22 protein-coding genes are annotated in these 18,673 nt (G+C 68.6%); 5 read left to right on the forward strand and 17 right to left on the reverse strand.

Annotated features, from left to right (window positions below; all coding sequences use genetic code 11):
* Positions 1 to 156: 156 nt before the first annotated feature.
* Both G6N28_RS05550 and G6N28_RS05555 read left to right on the forward strand, forming a co-directional pair.
* Entirely contained in the window at positions 157 to 1,083 is a 927-nt protein-coding gene (locus tag G6N28_RS05550) for a class I SAM-dependent methyltransferase (protein ID WP_163897879.1), read from the forward strand.
* The gene (locus G6N28_RS05555) at positions 1,080 to 1,979 is read left to right on the forward strand and encodes a class I SAM-dependent methyltransferase (protein ID WP_163897882.1); all 900 of its coding nucleotides are present in this window, start codon (positions 1,080 to 1,082) and stop codon (positions 1,977 to 1,979) included. Before G6N28_RS05550 ends, G6N28_RS05555 begins: the two co-directional genes overlap by 4 nt.
* On the opposite strand, the gene G6N28_RS05560 is transcribed toward G6N28_RS05555, so the two are convergent.
* Positions 1,969 to 3,315 (reverse strand): xylulokinase, encoded by a 1,347-nt coding sequence (locus G6N28_RS05560; protein ID WP_163905866.1) that lies wholly within the window; start codon positions 3,313 to 3,315, stop codon positions 1,969 to 1,971. The genes G6N28_RS05555 and G6N28_RS05560 overlap by 11 nt on opposite strands.
* A gap of 27 nt (positions 3,316 to 3,342) precedes the next feature.
* Between G6N28_RS05560 and G6N28_RS05565 the strand changes: the two genes are divergently transcribed.
* Together G6N28_RS05565 and G6N28_RS05570 are read left to right on the forward strand one after the other, a co-directional pair.
* Positions 3,343 to 4,323, forward strand: coding sequence for an NAD(P)-dependent oxidoreductase (locus tag G6N28_RS05565; protein WP_163905864.1), 981 nt, complete (start codon positions 3,343 to 3,345; stop codon positions 4,321 to 4,323).
* A complete protein-coding gene (locus G6N28_RS05570) occupies positions 4,320 to 4,973 on the forward strand; it encodes an L-fuculose-phosphate aldolase (RefSeq protein WP_163897886.1) in 654 nt (217 codons plus the stop codon). The genes G6N28_RS05565 and G6N28_RS05570 overlap by 4 nt, the downstream gene beginning before the upstream one ends.
* A gap of 72 nt (positions 4,974 to 5,045) precedes the next feature.
* Here G6N28_RS05570 and sppA read toward each other — a convergent pair whose 3' ends face one another.
* The 15 genes from sppA to G6N28_RS05645 all read right to left on the reverse strand — a co-directional run bounded on the left by sppA (position 5,046) and on the right by G6N28_RS05645 (position 16,192).
* Positions 5,046 to 6,842, reverse strand: a complete 1,797-nt coding sequence (gene sppA, locus G6N28_RS05575) for a signal peptide peptidase SppA (RefSeq protein ID WP_163897889.1) — start codon at positions 6,840 to 6,842, stop codon at positions 5,046 to 5,048.
* A gap of 164 nt (positions 6,843 to 7,006) precedes the next feature.
* Positions 7,007 to 7,453 (reverse strand): 50S ribosomal protein L15, encoded by a 447-nt coding sequence (rplO, locus tag G6N28_RS05580; protein WP_163897891.1) that lies wholly within the window; start codon positions 7,451 to 7,453, stop codon positions 7,007 to 7,009.
* A gap of 3 nt (positions 7,454 to 7,456) precedes the next feature.
* The gene (gene rpmD / locus G6N28_RS05585) at positions 7,457 to 7,636 is read right to left on the reverse strand and encodes a 50S ribosomal protein L30 (protein WP_046753710.1); all 180 of its coding nucleotides are present in this window, start codon (positions 7,634 to 7,636) and stop codon (positions 7,457 to 7,459) included.
* 2 nt (positions 7,637 to 7,638) lie between these two features.
* A complete protein-coding gene (gene rpsE / locus G6N28_RS05590) occupies positions 7,639 to 8,298 on the reverse strand; it encodes a 30S ribosomal protein S5 (RefSeq protein ID WP_179962021.1) in 660 nt (219 codons plus the stop codon).
* 25 nt (positions 8,299 to 8,323) lie between these two features.
* Positions 8,324 to 8,728 (reverse strand): 50S ribosomal protein L18, encoded by a 405-nt coding sequence (rplR, locus tag G6N28_RS05595; RefSeq protein ID WP_163897897.1) that lies wholly within the window; start codon positions 8,726 to 8,728, stop codon positions 8,324 to 8,326.
* 2 nt (positions 8,729 to 8,730) lie between these two features.
* Positions 8,731 to 9,270: a 50S ribosomal protein L6 gene (rplF, locus tag G6N28_RS05600; RefSeq protein WP_163897901.1), complete on the reverse strand. Its 540-nt coding sequence runs from the start codon at positions 9,268 to 9,270 to the stop codon at positions 8,731 to 8,733.
* Positions 9,271 to 9,283: 13 nt separating this feature from the next.
* Positions 9,284 to 9,682, reverse strand: a complete 399-nt coding sequence (gene rpsH / locus G6N28_RS05605; RefSeq protein ID WP_128107845.1) for a 30S ribosomal protein S8 — start codon at positions 9,680 to 9,682, stop codon at positions 9,284 to 9,286.
* Between the two features lie 128 nt (positions 9,683 to 9,810).
* Positions 9,811 to 9,996 carry a type Z 30S ribosomal protein S14 gene (locus G6N28_RS05610; RefSeq protein ID WP_163897904.1) on the reverse strand — a complete coding sequence of 62 codons (186 nt, stop codon included), beginning with the start codon at positions 9,994 to 9,996 and terminating at the stop codon, positions 9,811 to 9,813.
* A 5-nt stretch (positions 9,997 to 10,001) separates the two neighbouring features.
* Positions 10,002 to 10,595, reverse strand: a complete 594-nt coding sequence (gene rplE, locus G6N28_RS05615; protein WP_163897907.1) for a 50S ribosomal protein L5 — start codon at positions 10,593 to 10,595, stop codon at positions 10,002 to 10,004.
* A complete protein-coding gene (gene rplX, locus G6N28_RS05620) occupies positions 10,595 to 10,912 on the reverse strand; it encodes a 50S ribosomal protein L24 (RefSeq protein ID WP_163897910.1) in 318 nt (105 codons plus the stop codon). The genes rplE and rplX overlap by 1 nt, the downstream gene beginning before the upstream one ends.
* Positions 10,913 to 11,281 (reverse strand): 50S ribosomal protein L14, encoded by a 369-nt coding sequence (gene rplN / locus G6N28_RS05625; RefSeq protein WP_163897914.1) that lies wholly within the window; start codon positions 11,279 to 11,281, stop codon positions 10,913 to 10,915. It abuts the gene before it with no gap.
* 244 nt (positions 11,282 to 11,525) lie between these two features.
* Positions 11,526 to 12,410, reverse strand: coding sequence for a formylglycine-generating enzyme family protein (locus G6N28_RS05630; RefSeq protein WP_163897917.1), 885 nt, complete (start codon positions 12,408 to 12,410; stop codon positions 11,526 to 11,528).
* Between the two features lie 4 nt (positions 12,411 to 12,414).
* A complete protein-coding gene (locus G6N28_RS05635) occupies positions 12,415 to 13,107 on the reverse strand; it encodes a hypothetical protein (protein ID WP_163897920.1) in 693 nt (230 codons plus the stop codon).
* Between the two features lie 36 nt (positions 13,108 to 13,143).
* Positions 13,144 to 15,495: an arylsulfatase gene (locus G6N28_RS05640; RefSeq protein WP_163897923.1), complete on the reverse strand. Its 2,352-nt coding sequence runs from the start codon at positions 15,493 to 15,495 to the stop codon at positions 13,144 to 13,146.
* A 34-nt stretch (positions 15,496 to 15,529) separates the two neighbouring features.
* Entirely contained in the window at positions 15,530 to 16,192 is a 663-nt protein-coding gene (locus G6N28_RS05645) for a DUF2306 domain-containing protein (protein ID WP_163897926.1), read from the reverse strand.
* 56 nt (positions 16,193 to 16,248) lie between these two features.
* On the opposite strand from G6N28_RS05645, the gene G6N28_RS05650 reads away from it, so the two are divergent.
* Entirely contained in the window at positions 16,249 to 16,941 is a 693-nt protein-coding gene (locus tag G6N28_RS05650; protein ID WP_163897929.1) for a TetR/AcrR family transcriptional regulator, read from the forward strand.
* Positions 16,942 to 17,021: 80 nt separating this feature from the next.
* On the opposite strand, the gene G6N28_RS05655 is transcribed toward G6N28_RS05650, so the two are convergent.
* Entirely contained in the window at positions 17,022 to 18,659 is a 1,638-nt protein-coding gene (locus tag G6N28_RS05655; RefSeq protein ID WP_163905868.1) for a glycosyltransferase family protein, read from the reverse strand.
* Between the last annotated feature and the right edge of the window lie 14 nt (positions 18,660 to 18,673).

Genomic DNA, 18,673 nt, shown 5'->3' on the forward strand with positions numbered 1-18,673 from the left:
CAGCCTGCGAAGTTACCCGTCAAACAGTCTACGAGAGTAACAGTTGGAATCGCCTCGCCGTGCACCCCAGACTCACAGCGGCCTCTCAGGTCGGGAACATACCGTGTCAGACATCTCGTTACCCCCACTAAGTAACGAACGGCTGAGGGGACTCAGATGACGCGGACCGACAATGACACCTGGGATCTGGCTTCCAGCGTCGGGGCGACGGCCACGATGGTCGCCGCCGCCCGAGCGCTGGCCAGCAGCGCTGACCAGCCGCTGATCGACGATCCGTTCGCCGATCCGTTGGTGCGGGCGGTCGGTGTGGACTTCTTCACCCGCCTGGTCACCGGGGAGCTGCGGCCCGAGGATCTCGATGACAGCGAGACGGCCGGAATGCAGCGGATGGCCGACAACATGGCGGTGCGGACCAGGTTCTTCGACGACTTCTTTCGGGACTCGGCGGCCGACGGCGTCCGGCAGGCGGTGATCCTGGCCTCCGGGCTGGACGCGCGGGCCTACCGGTTGGACTGGCCCGCCGGCGTCGTCGTCTATGAGATCGACCAACCCGCCGTCATCGACTTCAAGACCACGACGCTGGCCGACTTGGGTGCCGCACCGACCGCCGAGCGTCGCACGGTTGCCGTCGACCTGCGCCATGACTGGCCGTCGGCGCTGATCGGCGCGGGCTTCGACCCCACCCGACCGTCGGCGTGGAGCGCGGAGGGCCTGCTGGGCTATCTGCCGCCCGACGCCCAGGACCGGCTGCTCGACACGATCACAGAGTTGAGCGCCCCTGGCAGCTGGATCGCGGTGGAGAGCGTGCCCCACGTCGATCCGGACCGCCATGACAAGGCGGTCGAGCGGATGCGCACGGCGTCGCAACGCTGGCAGCAGCACGGTTTCGACCTGGACTTCGCCGAGCTGGTGTACCTCGGTGACCGCAACGAGGCCGCCGCCTACCTACAGGAGCGCGGATGGCGGCTGACCCGCCGGAGCGTCAGGGACCTGCTGGTCGCCAACGGGTTGCCGCCGTTGGACGACGAGGACGCCGCCGACTTCGGTGAGCTGCAGTACGTCAGCGGGAGGCTGTCCGCATGAGCCGCACCGACAACGACACCTGGGACCTGGCGTCGAGCGTGGGCGCGACCGCGACGATGGTGGCCGCCCAGCGTGTGCTGGCCCACCGGGAGGGGCTGATCGACGACCCGTTCGCCGAGCCGTTGGTGCGCGCGGTGGGGCTGGACTTCTTCACCCAGGCGCTCGACGGCTCGATCGATTTGGAGGCCGTCGATCCCGAGTTCAACGTGCGCAGGGCCGCCGAGGGAATGGCGGTGCGCACCCGCCACTTCGACAGGTTGTTCACCGACGCCGCAGCGGCGGGTGTGCGCCAGGCCGTGATCCTGGCGGCGGGGCTGGACGCGCGGGCCTACCGGCTGGGCTGGCCCGCCGGGACGACGGTGTTCGAGGTCGACCAGCCCGACGTCATCGCGTTCAAGACCTCGACGCTGGCCGAGCTGGACGCGCAGCCGACGGCCGACCGGCGCACCGTCGCGATCGACCTTCGTGAGGATTGGCCGAAAGCGCTGTGCAACAACGGGTTCGACCCGTCTCGCCCGACGGCATGGATCGCCGAGGGGCTGCTCATCTATCTGCCGCCCGAGGCGCAGGACCTGCTGTTCGACCGGATCACCGAGTTGTCGGCGCCCGGCAGCAGGGTGGCCACCGAGCACATCCCCGACATCACGATGTTCTCCGACGAGCGCTCGCAGCGCATCGCCGACCGGATGAAGAAGTACGGCTCGTCGATCGAGATGGGTGAGCTGATCTATCACGGCGAGCGCAACGACGTCATCGAATACCTGGCCGGGCACGGCTGGACGGTGTCGGCGCAATCGATGCGAGAAGCCTACGCCGCCAACGGGTTCACCTTCCCCGAGGAGGAGACCATCGGGATGTTCGCCGACATGAGCTACGTCGCCGGGGTCAAGGGCTGAGTTCTCTTCGGCGCTCGGCGAGTTCGAGGAACCTGCCGTAACGCTCCTGCGTCGGCGCCGACCAGCGCGGGTCGGGGTCGACGACGCGTTCGGTGCGCGCCCAGCGGGCCGCGTCGGAGGTCGACGATTCCAGCCCGGCGGCCATCCGCCCGAGGAACGCCGCCCCCAACGCGGCGCCTTCGGGGATGGCCGAGACGTGCACGGGCAGCCCGGTCGCGTCGGCGATGGCCTGCATCCAGGGAGCGACGCGGGTGCCGCCGCCGGTCGCGACGATGCGCGCCGCCGCTGCGCCGCTGCGCTCGACGAGTTGGCGCACGACGAACCCCGAGGCCTCGTAGGCGGCCCGGCGCACCGCGGCGCCGTCGTGGGTGAGGTCCAGACCGTCAAGCGCGGCGCGGCGATCCGGGTCGTGGTACGGGACGCGCTCACCGCGAACGTAGGGCGCCCACACCGGTATCCGTCGCGCGTCGACGGCGGTGTCGGCGGCGGCGGGGGCCAGGAGGCGATCCGCCCAGCTCAGAAACAGCCCGCCGGCGTTGCTGGGCCCGCCGATCTGGTAGCGGCCCGGCGCGCTGTGCGGCAACGTCCACAGCCCGGGCACCTCGCGGTACTCGCCGATCGTCGCCCATACGATCAGCGTCGTGCCGCACAGCACCAGCACGTCGCCGTCGCGGTCGGCGCCGGAGACCATCTGCTCGCACACCGCATCCACCGCGCCGGCGCCCAGCACCGCGTCGCCGTCGCGCACCCGACCGACCGGTGTCCCCGTCGGCGCGACACCCGGCAGCTGTGCGGGCGTGACTTCACAAGCGGCACAGATGTTTTCGTTCCAGCTGTCGCGGTCATACAGCGGGTAGGTGGTTCCCGCGGTGGCGGTGTCGACGGTCGCCTCCCCCGCCAACGCGTGGTTGGCCACCGCGGCGGCGGGCCAGTAGCCGTGCGCGTCGGGTGCCTGCCGCGCGGTCCAGCGCAGGAACTCCACGGCCTCGCCGGTGAGGAACCTGGTGTCGGCGCCGGTTTCGGAGCGGCCGCGGCTGTCGCCGTAGAGCAGGCCCGGGGTGAGCGGACGACCCTCGGCGTCGACGGCGGTCAGCGACGGCACCATGGCCGTGACCGTCACCGCCGCCGCGTCCGGCCTGTCGAGCTCGGCCAGCGCGCGCAGCGGGCCCTGCCGCCACGCTTCGTCGGCGTCGTGCTCGAGCCGGCCCGGGGCGGGCACCCGCAGCCGATGCGGGATCCGTGTCCTGGCCACCACCCGGCCGTCGGCGTCGGCGGCCACGGCTTTGACCGCGGTGGTGCCGATGTCCACGCCGATTGTGAGCTCTTTGGCTGACACGCCGGTCACCGTACGCCACCATGGGCAATCGTGACCCGACTTCGTGCGCTGGTGACCGCACCGCTTCGCGGCCCGGGATTCGACAAGCTCGGCCGGCTGGTCGACGTGGTGTATGACCCGTGGATCGAGCTGCGTCCGCTGCGGATCTACACCGCTGAGCAACTCGCCGAGCAGGCCGCGGCCGAGCGCGCCGATGTGCTTGTGGTGGAGGGTGATTCGGTGGCCGGGCCGGTGTTCGACCTGCCGCTGCGGGCGGTGGCGTCCACCCGCGGCGACCCGAACAACGTCGACGTCGACGCTGCCACCGCGGCGCGAATCCCGGTGCTGCACACCCCGGCCCGCAACGCCGACGCGGTGGCCGAGATGGCGGTGGCGTTGCTTTTCGCGGTGACGCGTCATGTGCTCACCGCGGACGCCGACGTCCGCGCCGGCGAGGTGTTCCGCGACGGCACCATCCCCTATCAGCGCTTCCGTGCGTGGGAGATCGCCGGGTTGACGGCTGGGCTGGTCGGGCTGGGCGCGGTGGCGCGCGCCCTGCGCTGGCGGCTGGAGGGGCTCGGGATGAACGTGATCGCGTACGACCCCTACCACGACGAGGCCCGTCACAGCCTCGACGAGCTGCTGGCCGAGGCCGACGTCGTGTCACTGCATGCGCCCGTCACCGACGAGACGGTCGGCATGATCGGTGCCGAGCAGTTCGCGGCGATGCGCGACGGCGTGGTGTTCCTCAACACCGCGCGTGCCCAGCTGCACGACACCGACGCGCTGGTCGACGCGCTGCGCCGCGGCAAGGTCGCCGCGGCGGGCCTGGACCACTTCGTCGGCGAATGGCTGCCGCCCGATCACCCGCTGACCACGATGGCCAACGTCGTGCTCACCCCCCATATCGGCGGTGCGACGTGGAACACTGAGGCGCGACAGGCGCAGATGGTCGCCGACGACCTCGACGCGCTGCTGTCGGGGCGTCGACCCGCACATATCGTCAACCCGGAGGTGCTCAGCCCATGAGGTTCGTGGACAACCCCGAGGACGCGGTGCTCGCTGCGGCCAAGGACATGCTGCGGCGCGGGCTGGTCGAGGGCACCGCGGGCAACATCTCGGCCCGGCGTGCGGACGCGAACTTGGTCATCACCCCGTCGTCGGTGGACTACCGCGATATGACGCGCGACGACCTCGTGGTGGTCGATGCCGACGGAAACGTGGTGGCGGCCAAGGACGGTCGAGCGCCGTCGTCGGAGATGGCGTTGCATCTGGCGTGCTACCGCGCGTTCGACGACATCGGCAGCGTGATCCACAGCCATCCCGTGTGGGCGACGATGTTCGCCGTTGCGCGCCAGTCGATTCCGGCATGTGTCGACGAGTTCGCGGTGTACTGCGGCGGCGACATCCGCTGCGCGGACTACGCGGCGTCAGGCACTCCCGACGTCGGCCACAATGCCGTGAAGGCGCTGGAGGGGCGCGCGGCCGCGCTGATCGCCAACCACGGCCTGGTCGCGGTCGCCGGGCGCCCGGACAAGGCGCTGCACGTCACCGCGCTGGTGGAGCGTACCGCCCAGATCACCTGGGGTGCCCGAGCTTTGGGTGGGCCGGTGCCGATACCCGAGGAGGTCAACCGCAACTTCGCGGCGGTGTACGGGTATCTGCGCCAGCAGGGGTAAGCACTTCCCCGAGGTCGACGAAATGGCGAGATCTACTCGCACTTTTGCGCCCGCTTGTCCCTTTGGGCGTAATCAAAAGCGGGTGTCGCCCAGCCAGAGCGCGCTCACCCCGGACAGCGAGCGCTCCGCGTTGTCGAGCACGCCGACCAGCGACCGGCCCACCAGCGCGGCGAACGCCTCCGGCAGCGAGGCCGCCGCCGGCTGTGACGACGGCTTGGGCCGCAACAGATCCCTCAGCGACGACCCGGGGTATCCGACGGTGCGCACCTCGGCGTCGGGGTCGAGACCGGCCAGCACCTTCGCGCGGGTGATCGCGGTGCGCAGCCCGCCGAGCTCGTCGACCAGGCCGCGCTCCAGCGCGTCGGCGCCCGTCCAGATCCGGCCCCGAGCGACAGCGTCGACGTCCTCGACGCTCATCTTGCGGCCCTGGGCGACCCGCTCCACGAAGTCGGTGTAGACCAGGTCGGTCTCGGCGACGATGTGCTCGTGCTGCTCCTCGGTGAACGGCTGGTTGATCGACCATGCATCGGCATTTCGGTTGGTGCGCACCGAATCCGAGCTCAGCCCGAGCCGGTCCTTGAGCTCGCGGGCCACCAGCTTGCCGGTGATCACGCCGATGGATCCGGTGATGGTGCCCGGGTTGGCGACGATGGCGTCGGCGCCCATCGACACGTAGTAGCCGCCGGAGGCCGCCACCGCCCCCATCGAGGCGACGACGGGTGTGCCGCCGTCGCGCACCTTCGCCACCTCACGCCAGATGGTCTCCGACCCGGAAACCGACCCGCCGGGACTCTCCACCCGCAGCACGATGGCCACGACGTCGTCGTCGGCGGCGGCCTCGCGCAGCGCTGCGGCGATCGTGTCGCCGCCCGCGCTCGAGTTGCCCAGCGGCAGCAGCGGCGGGCCGCCGCGGCCGCTGACGATCGGGCCGTCCAGCGTGACCACCGCGATCGCCGGTTTGGGCTTGCGGCCGGGAATCGGGGGCATCGACGGCCCGGACCGCGGCGCGGTGGCGCGCGCATACCGCCACAGATACAGCCGCGGCGGCGCGTCCTCGGAGTCGGCGTCCCCGGTTTCCGGTGAGATCCCCGGGGCGCCAACAAGTTCGGCGATGCGTGCGTAGGCCTCGTCACGGAACCCGATGCGGTCGACGAGCCGGCTCGTGACGGCGTCGTCGCGCAGCAGCGGGGCCCTGTCGGCGAGCGCGTCGACCTCGTCGGGGTCCAGATGGCGCGACCCGGCCACCCCCTCGATCACCTGCGCGTGCAGGCTTTCGATCAGCCGGGTGTCGGCCTCGCGGTGGGCTTCGGTGTAGCTGTTCTGTGTGAAACGGTTTGCGGCGGACTTGTATTCGCCGCGGGCGATGAATTGCGCCTCGATGCCGGCCTTGTCCAGCGCGTCACGCAGGAACAGCGCGTTGGTGGCGAACCCGACCAGCCCGACCGATCCCGACGGCTGCATCCACACCTCGCGGAACGCCGACGCCAGGTAGTAGGACATGGTGCCGGGGTAGGTCTCCGCCCACGCCAGCGACGGTTTGGCGTCGCTGAACGCCGCGATCGCCGACCGCAGTTCCTGCACCGGCCCCGCCGGGGCGGCAGGCAGCTGGATCCGCGCGATCAGCCCCGCCACCCGCGGATCCTCGGCGGCGCGGTGGATGGCGTCGACGGCCTGCCGGAGCACCAGCGGCTTGCCGCCGCCCGCGATGAACGCGAACGGGTCGAAGCCGCCGGTCTCGTTCGGCACCGCCGTCAGGTCGAGTTCCAGCACGCAGCCGTCGGGCACTCCGTGGTGCCTGGCGGTGTCGATGCGCTGGGCCAGGGCGCGGATGTCGTCGGCGCCGGGGATGCCGGGCAGGAATGCGAACATGCTTCGAGCCTACCGACGCCGCGGGCGGCCGCTTCGTGCGCGACTGTGCGGTCTCATCCGCCGCTGGCGGCGTGTCGCGTATGACACCGCACAGTCGATGGACGCCCGCACGAAACCCGCACGAAAAAGGCCCCGCACCCGCGGGGCCCCTTCGTGTCGCGCCTCTACAGCTCGGTCGCCGAACCGCCTGCGGCGGTGATCTTTTCGCGTGCGCTGCCGCTGAACTTGTGCGCGGTGACGTTGACCTTCGCGGTCAGCTTGCCGTCGCCGAGCACCTTAACCAGCGTGTTCTTGCGCACCGCGCCCGCGGCCACCAGCTCGTCAACGCCGACGTCGCCGCCGTTGGGGAACAGCTTGTTGATGTCGCCGACGTTGACCACCTCATAGGTGGTGCGGAACCGGTTGCGGAACCCCTTGAGCTTGGGCAGCCGCATGTGGATCGGCATCTGGCCGCCCTCGAACGTCGCGGGCACGTTCTTGCGGGCCTTGGTGCCCTTGGTGCCGCGACCGGCGGTCTTCCCGCGGCCCGAGCCCTCACCGCGACCGACGCGGGTCTTGGCCTTCTTGGAGCCGGGGGCGGGTTTCAGGTCATGAAGCTTGATGGGTGTCATAGGTTAGACCTCCTCCACCTTCACGAGGTGATGCACGGTCTTGATCAGCCCGCGCGTCTGCGGGTTGTCCTCACGGACCACGGACTGCCGGATACGGCGCAGCCCCAGCGTACGTAGGCTCTCGCGCTGCTTCCAGCGCGCACCGATGGTGCTGCGCACCTGGGTGATCTTCAGCTCCGCCATGGCTAGGCCGACCCTTCTCGTGCGGCCGTTGCGGCCAGTGCCTCGGCCTCGCGCCTGGCCCGCAGCATGCCCGCGGGTGCCACGTCCTCGATGGGCAGCCCGCGGCGGGCCGCCACCTCTTCGGGACGCTGCAGCAGCTTGAGTGCGGCAACGGTGGCATGCACCACGTTGATCGCGTTGTCGCTGCCCAGGGACTTGGCCAGGATGTCGCGCACGCCAGCACATTCCAGCACCGCACGAACGGCGCCGCCGGCGATCACGCCGGTACCGGGGCTGGCCGGGCGCAGCATCACCACACCGGCGGCGGCTTCGCCCTGCACCGGGTGGGTGATGGTGCCGCCGATCAGCGGAACCCGGAAGAAGTTCTTGCGTGCCTCGTCGACGCCCTTGGCGATTGCGGCCGGAACTTCCTTGGCCTTGCCGTAGCCGACGCCGACCATGCCGTTGCCGTCGCCGACGATCACCAGCGCGGTGAAGCTGAACCGGCGGCCACCCTTGACCACCTTGGAGACCCGGTTGATCGAGACGACACGCTCGAGGTAGTTGGTCTTGTCACCGTCGCGGCCACGGCCGCCACGGTCGTCGCGACGACCCCGGCCCTCGCGCTCACCGCGCGCTGGGCGGGTGTCTGAGGGGCCGCCGGCGGTTGCCTGCTCGGCCATCATGCAGTCCTTCCGTTATCAGTCATTAGAATTTCAGCCCGCCTTCGCGTGCCGCGTCAGCCAGTGCCGCTATCCGTCCACCGTAGGTGTATCCGCCACGGTCGAACACGACCTGCTCGATCCCGGCGGCCTTGGCGCGCTCGGCGATCAGCTGACCGACGCGCACGCTGTGGGCCTTCTTGTCGCCGTCGACCGCACGCACATCGGGTTCGATCGAGGAGGCGGCGGCCAGCGTGGTGCCGTTGAGGTCGTTGACCAGCTGCACGTGGATGTGCCGCGACGAGCGGTGCACGACCAGGCGGGGCAGCTCGGCGGTGCCCGAGATCTTCTTGCGCAGCCGGGCGTGCCGACGCTTGCGCGCGGTCCGCCGGACCTCGGAGACGTTGCGGCCCACCGCAGCGCGCTTCGCGGACTCTGTCTGAGTAGCCATGTCTACTTACCTGTCTTTCCGACCTTGCGGCGGATCTGCTCGCCCTCGTAGCGAACGCCCTTGCCCTTGTAGGGGTCCGGGCGGCGCAGGCGGCGGATGTTCGCCGAGATCTGACCGACCTTCTGCTTGTCGATACCCGAGATCGAGAACTTGGTGGGCGACTCCACCGCAAAGGTGATGCCCTCCGGCGCCTCGACGGTGACGGGATGGCTGTAGCCGAGCGAGAACTCGAGCGTGTTGCCCTTGAGCTGCACGCGGTAACCGACGCCGTGGATCTCCATCTTCGTGGTGTAACCCTCGGTCACACCGGTGATCAGGTTGGCCACCAGCGTGCGCGACAACCCGTGCAGCGAGCGGTTGTGCCGATCGTCGTCGGGGCGGGTCACCACGATGGCGCCGTCGTCGTCGCGCGACACCTTGATCGGCTCGGCCACCGCCAGTTCGAGGGACCCCTTGGGGCCCTTGACCGACACGTGCTGGCCGTCGATCGTCACGTCGACCCCGGACGGCACCAGGACCGGTTGCTTTCCAATGCGGGACATGTCTAAACCTCCCTCACCACACGTACGCGAGGACTTCGCCGCCCACGCCCTCGCGAGCAGCCTGGCGGTCGGTCTTCAGCCCGGACGACGTCGAGATGATCGCCACGCCAAGGCCGCCGAGCACCCGCGGCAGGTTGGTGGATTTCGCGTACACGCGCAGACCGGGCTTGGACACCCGGCGCAGGCCGGCGATGCTGCGCTCCCGGCTTGGCCCGTACTTCAGTTGCACCACCAGCGATTTGCCGACCCGAGCGTCTTCGGTGCGGTAATCGGAGATGTAGCCCTCGTTCTTGAGGATCTCGGCGATGTTGGCCTTCAATTTCGAATGCGGCAACCGCACCTCGTCGTGATACGCCGAATTGGCGTTGCGCAGACGCGTCAAGAAGTCTGCGATCGGATCCGTCATCGTCATCGGGCACGGCTCCTCATCGGCGCTGCGCTCCGCATCGTCGTCATCGCGGTCATGACAGGAGATTCACCTTCCTCGCGACGGTTCCCGTTCCGGGCCTGCCGCGCACCTGTTCTAGTAGTGGTCTGCTGTTACCAGCTGGCCTTCTGGACGCCGGGCAGTTCGCCGGCATGTGCCATCTCGCGCAGGCAGATTCGGCACAGGCCGAACTTGCGGAACACCGCGCGCGGACGGCCGCACTTGCTGCACCGCGTGTAGCCGCGCACCTTGAATTTCGGCTTCTTGTTGGCCTTGTTGACCAATGCCTTCTTTGCCATTTAGCTCAGTTCTCCTTGAACGGAAAGCCCAGCGCCCGCAACAGCGCTCGTCCTTCGTCGTCGTTGGTCGCCGAGGTGACGACGGTGATGTCCATGCCGCGCGGGCGGTCGATGCTGTCGACGTCGATCTCGTGGAACACCGACTGTTCGGTCAACCCGAACGTGTAGTTGCCGGTGCCGTCGAACTGCTTGGGCGAGAGCCCGCGGAAGTCGCGGATACGCGGCAGCGCGATGGAGATCAGCCGGTCCAGGAACTCCCACATCCGATCGCCGCGCAGCGTGACGCGGGCGCCGATCGGCATGCCCTCGCGCAGCTTGAACTGGGCGATCGATTTGCGGGCCTTGCGGATTTCAGGTTTCTGACCCGTGATCAAAGCCAGATCGTTGACGGCGCCGTTGATCAGCTTGGCGTCGCGGGCGGCGTCGCCGACGCCCATGTTGACGACCACCTTGACCACGCCGGGGATCTGCATGACGTTGGCGTAGCCGAACTCCTTGCGCAACGCGTCGCGGATCTCCTCGCGGTAGCGCTGCTTGAGGCGCGGGAGGGTCTTTTCTTCCTGGGCAAGCGAAGCGCCGGGATGGGTCTCTGTGGTCATCAGATGTCCTTGCCGTTGGTCTTGGCGATGCGGACCTTCTTGCCGGTCTCTTCGTCAATGCGGTACCCGACGCGGGTCGGCTTGCCGTCGGAGTCGACGACCATCACGTTGCTGACGTGGATCGGGGCCTCCTGGGTGACGATGCCGCCGGACTGCGCGCCGCGTTCGTTGCTCGACACCGCGGTGTGCTTCTTGATGCGGTTCACGCCCTCGACGAGAACCTTGTTGCGTGCCGGGTAGGCCACCAGCACCTTGCCCTTGGCGCCTTTGTCCTTGCCGGAGATGACCAGCACGGTGTCGCCCTTGTGGACCTTCATCTACAACACCTCCGGAGCGAGCGAGACGATCTTCATGAAGCGCTTCTCGCGAAGTTCGCGGCCGACCGGACCGAAGATGCGGGTTCCGCGCGGGTCGTTGTCGGCCTTGATGATGACCGCGGCGTTCTCGTCGAACTTGATGTAGCTGCCGTCGGCGCGGCGACGCTCCTTGACGGTGCGCACGATGACGGCCTTCACGATCTCGCCCCGCTTGATGTTGCCGCCGGGGATGGCCTCCTTGACGGTCGCCACGATGACGTCGCCGATGCCGGCGTAGCGCCGCCCGGAGCCGCCGAGCACGCGGATGCACAGGATTTCTCGTGCGCCCGTGTTGTCGGCGACCTTCACCCGCGATTCCTGCTGAATCACTCGATCTCCTCGACCTGGTATTTGTGTGCACGCCAGATACCGACCTGGACATGCGCGGTCTTGCTGTCACCGAAGGGCACGCGGGGCCTATCCAGCTGGATCGGCCGAGGTCTGCCCAAGGCAACCGCTTAATACTAGGTCACGACCAGCGATGAACCAAATCGTCGCAGTTGGGGCCGAACGTGGGTTACCGGCACGCTCTCGCGCTGGTCAGCGTGTGTCGAGCCCACACTCGGCGGCCAGGTCAGATGTCGGCCACGCAGCGGAAGCCGATGTGCGTGGTCGCGCTGTCCTGCGACTGCGGTGAGCGCGCTGTGGGACGGTAGCGGTGGCAGTACTCGGGGGCGCACAGATACGAGCCGCCCTTGAGCGCCTGGTGCACGGTCGGGTCGGCGGGGCCGCCGGGCGTGCAGCAGGGCTTCGGCGGCTCATCGAGGCGGTGGTGGCCCCAGAACCGCGTCGTCGTCCACTCCCAGACGTTGCCGATCATGTCGACCAGGCCGAACGCGTTGGGCGGAAAGGTCCCCACGGGTGAGGTGCCGACCCAGCCGAGCGCGCCGGTGTTGCGGTACGGAAAGTCGCCCTGCCAGGTGTTGGCCATCAACCGCCCGCCCGGGCGCGCCTCCTCGCCCCACGGATAGGTGGTCGTCGTGCCGGCGCGGGCGGCGAACTCCCATTCGGCCTCGGTGGGCAGCCGCCGACCGGCCCAGCGCGCGTAGGCGGCCGCGTCGGGATAGGCCACCTGCACGACGGGATGATCCGGCCGCTCCCGCCACGATGGACCCCCCGGGCCGAGCGGGTCGCGCCAGCACGCCCCCGGCGTCCACATCCACCACTGCCGCCAGTCACGCAGGTCGACGGGCCCAGAGGTGGGCCGAAAGACCAGCCCGCCCGGCACCAGGTCCGCGGCGGCAGCGCCCGGATACAGCGCCGGGTCCAGCGGCTGCTCGGCGACGGTGCGGTAGCCGGTCTCCTCGACGAACTCGGCGAACTGCGCGTTGGTGACCGGATGGCGTTCGACGGCGAACGCGGCCACCTGGACGGTGTGCGACGGCGCCTCTTCCGGATAGAACTGCGTCGAGCCCATCCGAAACGACCCGCCCGGCAGCTCGACGAGCTCGGTGAGCATGGACTCAGGGTAGAACGACGGCGAAGTCGGCCATCAGCGGCGAGGTCATCGGCTCGAAGCCCGGGGTGTCGGCGGGCCCTTCGACGTGCACGGCGACGAGATAGTTGTTGGTGTTGGTCCAGATGTGTGCGATGCGGTCGGCGAACTCCACGGCGTTCTCGCGCGAGTCCGACCGCGTCCCGAGCAGCTTCTGACCGCTGTAGCCGCACAGTTCGGCGGGCAACACGCTCACGCTGCTCACCTCGGACTCCGCCATCGCGTCGTTGACGTACTTCTCGAACGCCTCGGCCGGATCCAGCTGCGTCCGCACGATCGTCACCGTCGCCCAGACCCCGTCCTGGCCCTGCAGCTTCGCACCGATGTCGCCCTCGCCCGCCGACGTCGACCAGCCCTCCGGCAGGGCCACCGTGATCTTCGGCGCCGCCGGATCGGCCACCGTCGCCGTCACCCCTACCGGCGGGGGGTTGGGCGGTTCGCAGGTGACCTCGCCGGCAGGCACCGGTGTGCGCGTGGTGGAGACGATGCCGGGTTCGGTGAGCTCGGTCTGCGGGGTCGGGATGGCCCGCGTCGACGGCGTCGACGTGGCGGGGACGGCCACATCGGCGGCGACGGGATCGCCGACATCGGTTCGTTCGCAGGCCGAAACGGCACCCGCCGCCAAGCCGAGTGCGACGAGTGCCGTCCACCGCGCGGGCATCGGTTCCCTTCAGTCCTTCGCTCTTGTCAAATCGCTTCAGTCCTTCGCGAACGCGCGGGCGAACTCCCGTTCCACATCGACGTACGGCTTGCCCGACACGTCGACGTTCACCTGCGCGATGGTGCCCCCGGTGAACGGGAAAGGCGGCTTGTACGAACGTGATACCGGCGACCCGGTGTTGCGGCCGACGCACAACGCCGCAGCGGCCAGGCCGAACGATCCTGGCAGAATCCGCATTCCGGACATGGTGGCCACCTCGGACCCGTCGATGTAGAGCGCGGTGTCCCCGAGCGGCGTGTGGCTGCCCTCGACCGTGCCGGTCCGGGTGAACGCGACACCGAACGTGTGTCGTCCCACCGGAACGGGGTCCGGCGACGACAGCCACTGCTCTTCCTCACCCAGGAAGTTGTACACGTAGCGCAGCCGGCCTTCCTGCAGGAACAGCGCGTGTCCCCCATGCGCCGCACCGTGTTTGAACACCACACCCTCGGCTTCCTCGGTGTCGATGGTCACCTCCGCGACGAGCACGAACGACCGGCCCGCGATCTCCACGGCGGCGCCCATCCCGACGTCGGCCGTGCGGGGGTAGTACACATAGTTGTCCCGGGCCCCGGCCAGGCTGGGCCGCCACCGGCCGATGGTCTCGAACACATCCATGTCCCCGAGCGGGAGCCCGTTGTACTTCTCGGCCTCGCTGAACCACAACGCCTTGAGCTCTTCGAGCTTCTCGGGGTGCTCCGCGGCCAGATCCCGGGTTTGGCTGCGGTCGACCTCGATGTGGTAGAGCTCCCAGCGGTCTTTGTCGAAGTGCGACCAGCCCGAAGGGGACGCCGGGTGCACCGTGTTGGCGAACCACCCCTTGTGCCAGATCCCGCGGGTGCCAAGCATGGTGTAGAACTGCGTCTCCTTGCCGGTGGGCATGTCCGGATCGGTAAGGGCCGCTTTGAAACTCATACCGTCGAGCGGTCGCTGAGGGATGCCCTTGACGGTGGCAGGTGGCGTGATCTCGAGCAGGTCGTACACCGTCGGGGTGATGTCACATACGTTGATGTAGTTGTCGCGCAGTTCGCCGTGTGCACGGATGCCCTTGGGCCAGGAGATGATTGCCGTGTCGGCGATGCCGCCCTCATGGGAGGCGTAGCGCTTGAACAGCTTGTAGGGCGTGTTGAACGCCATCGCCCAGCCGATCGGATAGTGGTTGAAGGTCTCCGGCCCGCCGAGTTTGTCGATGCACCGCAGGCCGTCCTCGACGGTGTCGATGTAGCCGTTGAAGAACTTGAGTTCGTTCACCGAGCCGTTCGGGCCGCCCTCACCGCTGGCGCCGTTGTCGGAGATGACCACGATGATCGTGTTGTCGAGCTGACCGGACTGCTCCAAATAGTCCAGCACCCGGCCGATTTGAGCATCGGTGTAGGACAGGAAGCCGGCGAACACCTCGGCCATCCGGCAGAACAGCTTCTTCTCGTCGTCGTTGAGCGAGTCCCACGGCCGCACCGTGTCCTGTTCCGGCCACTTCTGCCCCTCCGGGCCGGTGACGTCGACATACGGGTTGATCGGCGAGAGTTCGGTGTCGGCAGGCACGATGCCGAGCCGTTTCTGGTTCTCCAGCACAATCTCGCGGTAGCGCTCGTAGCCCATGTCGAACTTGCCCGCGTAGCGGTCCGCCCACTCCTTGAAGACATGGTGCGGCGCATGCCCGGCGCCCGGACACAGGTAGGTGAACCAGGGCTTGTCTGGTGCGATCACCTTGGCGTCGCGGATGAACTCGATCGTCTTGTCGGCCAGGTCCTTCGACAGGTGATAGCCGTCCTCGGGTCCCCCCGGCGCCGCGACGGGGTGGTTGTCGTAGATGATGTCGGGATACCACTGGTCGGTCTCGCCGCCCAAGAACCCGTAGAACCGCTCGAAGCCCCGCGCCAGCGGCCAATGTCGTTTGGTGGACGCCAGATTCGACTCCTCCAGCGGTGTCATGTGCCATTTGCCGACGGCGTAGGTGTTGTATCCGTTCTCGACGAGCACTTCGGAAAGCAGCGCGGAGTCGGCCGGGATGCGTCCGCTGCAACCCGGGAAGCCCTCGGTGAACTCCTCGATGGTGGCCATGCCGACCGTCGTCGGGTTGCGGCCGGTGAGCAGTGACGCCCGGGTCGGCGAGCACAGCGCGGTGGTGTGAAACTGGGTGAGCCGGACGCCGCGTTCGGCGATGCGGTTCATCGCAGGCATCTCGACCAGCCCGCCGTAGCAGTCCCACGTGGCGATGCCGACGTCGTCCCAGACGAGGTACAAGACGTTGGGCGCCCCCTCGGGCGCCACCGGTGCGGCGTACGGTCCCCAATCCGGTTCGGAATCTCGGATGTCGAGCGCGATTTTGCCGTTGAACTCGGTCGCCATGGCCCGCAGGCTACACGCGCCAAGCGACGGTTTGCTAAGGATTCGGCGACGTTGCCATAACCGGTTTTCTGTCGAGCCACCAGCTGACGACGGCCAACGGAATCAGCCAGCCCAGCCAGCCCGCGGTTCCGGCGACGAACCACAGGTAGTGTTCTTCGCTGCCGCCAAACACGGTGTCCTGCAACGGATGGAACGCAAGAAATATGATCGGCGACCAAATTCGGTTGGTGATGACCGAAAGCGTCAGCGTCGCACTGCGAACCATGTGGCGCCGGTGCTCGGCGAAGCTCCGCCTGCGGGCCGCGGCGAGCCCGTTGAGCGTGAACCACAGCCACAGTGCGCCGAGCACGACATTGCTGGCCGCCAGCACCGGGCCGAATGGCGTGGCGGCACCGATCACGATGGCCGACGCCGCAGCGGGGACCGCGGCACCGACGTAGACGCGCCCGGTGCGCCGGTGCACGGCCGGATACCGGCGGCGCAGTCCGGGCCACAGTTGCGCGACGGCGGCAACCATCGCGATGCCGCCCAAGATCACGTGGCCCACGAGCAACGGGTAGTGCAGCGCGAAGGTCGGCTCAACCCGGGAGCCTCCGGTGAAGTACGGCGGCAGTGAATAGGCTAGGAACGCCGCGACGACGAGCAACAGGGCGGGTGCGAGCCATCGACCACGCGTGGTGGATGATGCGTATGTCATACGCACAAAGCGTACGGCATACGCACGCACCGTGCAATCGGCTATCCTCACCACAAATGAGCGATCCTCCATTGCCCCGCGCGCTGGAGATCTTGTGGAGCGAGCCGGGCGCACCCAGGCGGTCGGCGGGGCTGAGCCGGGAACGTATCGTCGCCGCGGCCATCGAGTTGGCCGACGCCGACGGTCTTGGCGCACTCTCGATGGCCCGGCTGGCCGCGCGGCTCGGCTGCGGGACGATGTCGCTGTACCGGCACGTCGCCAACAAGGACGAGCTGGTGACCTTCATGCTCTCGGAGGCCACAAGCACGCCGCCGATTTTGGACTCCTCCGATTGGCGTGTGGCCCTGGGTAATTGGGCAGAGAGCCTGTGGTCGCTCTACCATCGGCACCCCTGGATTCTGCAGGCCACCGCGGCGGGTCCGCCTGCCGATCCGGGCCAGCTGAGGTGGCTGGAGGCAGGTCTGGCGGCATTGGGCGACACCGGGCTGTCCGAACGCGACAAGTTCGCCGCGGTGATGGTCGTGCTGCACTTCGTGCGCGGCGCGGCGGCGGTCCACATCGTGGCCGACCACGTCGCCGGCCCCGACTATCCGGCCCTGCTTCGACGCGTCATCGACGAGGACCGGTTTCCGGCGTTGAGCGCGGCGCTGGCCGACGGAGTGCTGGACGACGCCGACAGCGACCGGGAGGCCGATTTCCGCTCGGGGCTGCGCCAACTGCTCGACGGCATCGCCACCCGGGTGCGGTAGTCGCCGGCCGTCGGCCCCGGTTGTGCGGTTTCATACGCGCGTCCCGGCGTGTCGCGGATGAATCCGCACAACCGCCGTACTCAACTCGCCGGTGATACGTCGTGGACCCGGTAGAGCCGCCAATCGGGTTGGCTGTCACCGTTGTTGGGGATCTCCAGCTCGAGAGTGGCGAGGTCGGCGCCGGTGTCGTACAGCGTCGGGTAACGCAGGTTCAGCGCGTCGGCGGTGCCGCGGCCGGCGCGGGGCACCGCGAGCAGGTACTTGACGCCGTGCGCGGTGGGTTCGTTCAGCGCCGCGGTGAAGTCCGGATCGGACGGCACGACGAACATTCGCGGGCGCTTGGAGGCCGCCAGTATGGCGAATCCGTACTCGGTGTCGACGATGACCGAGCCGTCCGGAAGGTTCAGCCACTCAAGGTAATCCGCGATCTCCCGTTCGGTCGAGAAGCTGGCCGCGATGCGGTGTTCGATGGCCTTCTGCTCGGTGACGCTGTCGGGCTGGGGTGCCAGCACCGCGCCGAGCGCATACTCCTGCGGCGCGTACTCGGGCTGTCCCATCCCCCACGCGGTGACCGGGACGGCCACCGCGAACGCCGCCGCCACGGGCACATAGGCCGCCAGGCGCCGACGTGGTTCGGTCCGCTCTGGGCGCAACGCCGGCGCGTACTTACCGCGCCGCTTGGCGGGTGCGAGCACGCCGTCGGGCACCGCGAGCATCGCGAGGCACGCCGCCAGCGGGATCGCCACGATGTAGAACCGCAGGAACGGAAACGTCGACCCGGTGGCGTAGCTGACGGCCTGAAACGTCAGCGCCGCACCGAAGATCGCCGTCGGCGCCAGCAGTACATGCCAGTCGGGCGTGCGGCGGCGACGCACCACCACCCACATCGCGAGCGGAATCAACGTCGGGGCCAGCAACATGACACAGACCGCCGAGAACGTGAGCCCTTCGCCGAAACCCGGTGCGGTGTGGCCGGATTGTTCGAGGATCGCGGCGTTGCCGTACTGCGAGGTGAACTGCCCGAACGCTTCTCCGGTGATGAGCCAGCTGACCCCGGCCCAGCCGAGGAACGCCGCCAGGCCGGGACCGCTGACCATGATCAGGTCCAGCAGCGCTCGGCGCATCCGCGGTGCCGGGCGGGCACGCGAATACGTGGTCAGACCGACCAGTATGCCCGCGGCCCCGATACAGGCCACGGCGTCATAGCGGGTCAGGTAGGCCAGGCCCATCGCGACACCGCCCGCCGTCACCAGATGGTGAACGTCGTCGTCCACCATCCACATGATGAGCCGACGCACCGCCCACGACATGAAGAACAGAAACGGGGCCTCGCTCATGCCGTTGGCGCCGTAGAAGACGATCATCGGGTTGAGCGCGAACAACGCCGTGACCGTCAGCACATACCAGCGCGGCAGTCCCCGGTCGGTGCCCATGCTCATGATCTGCACCACCGCGCCGGCCATGAAGACCGCCGACATGATGGTTCCGGAGAACGCCCGCTCGGTCATCTCCGGCCAGAGCGGGCTCAGCGCGATCGCCGGAATCTGCACCACCGCGGTCAGCGGGGTGAAGATGAAACCGATTGCCGCCAAATGCGGGTCACGGCTGAACAGCACCGACTGAGCCGCCGACACCCGCGACAGCGCGTCACCGAGAATGAACCCGTGTCGCACGTGCAGCCAGTATCCGACGGCCAGATAGACCGCCAGCGCGATCATGAAGACCGTCACCC

The organism is Mycolicibacterium pulveris (genome assembly GCF_010725725.1).
Taxonomy (GTDB): Bacteria; Actinomycetota; Actinomycetes; order Mycobacteriales; family Mycobacteriaceae; genus Mycobacterium; species Mycobacterium pulveris.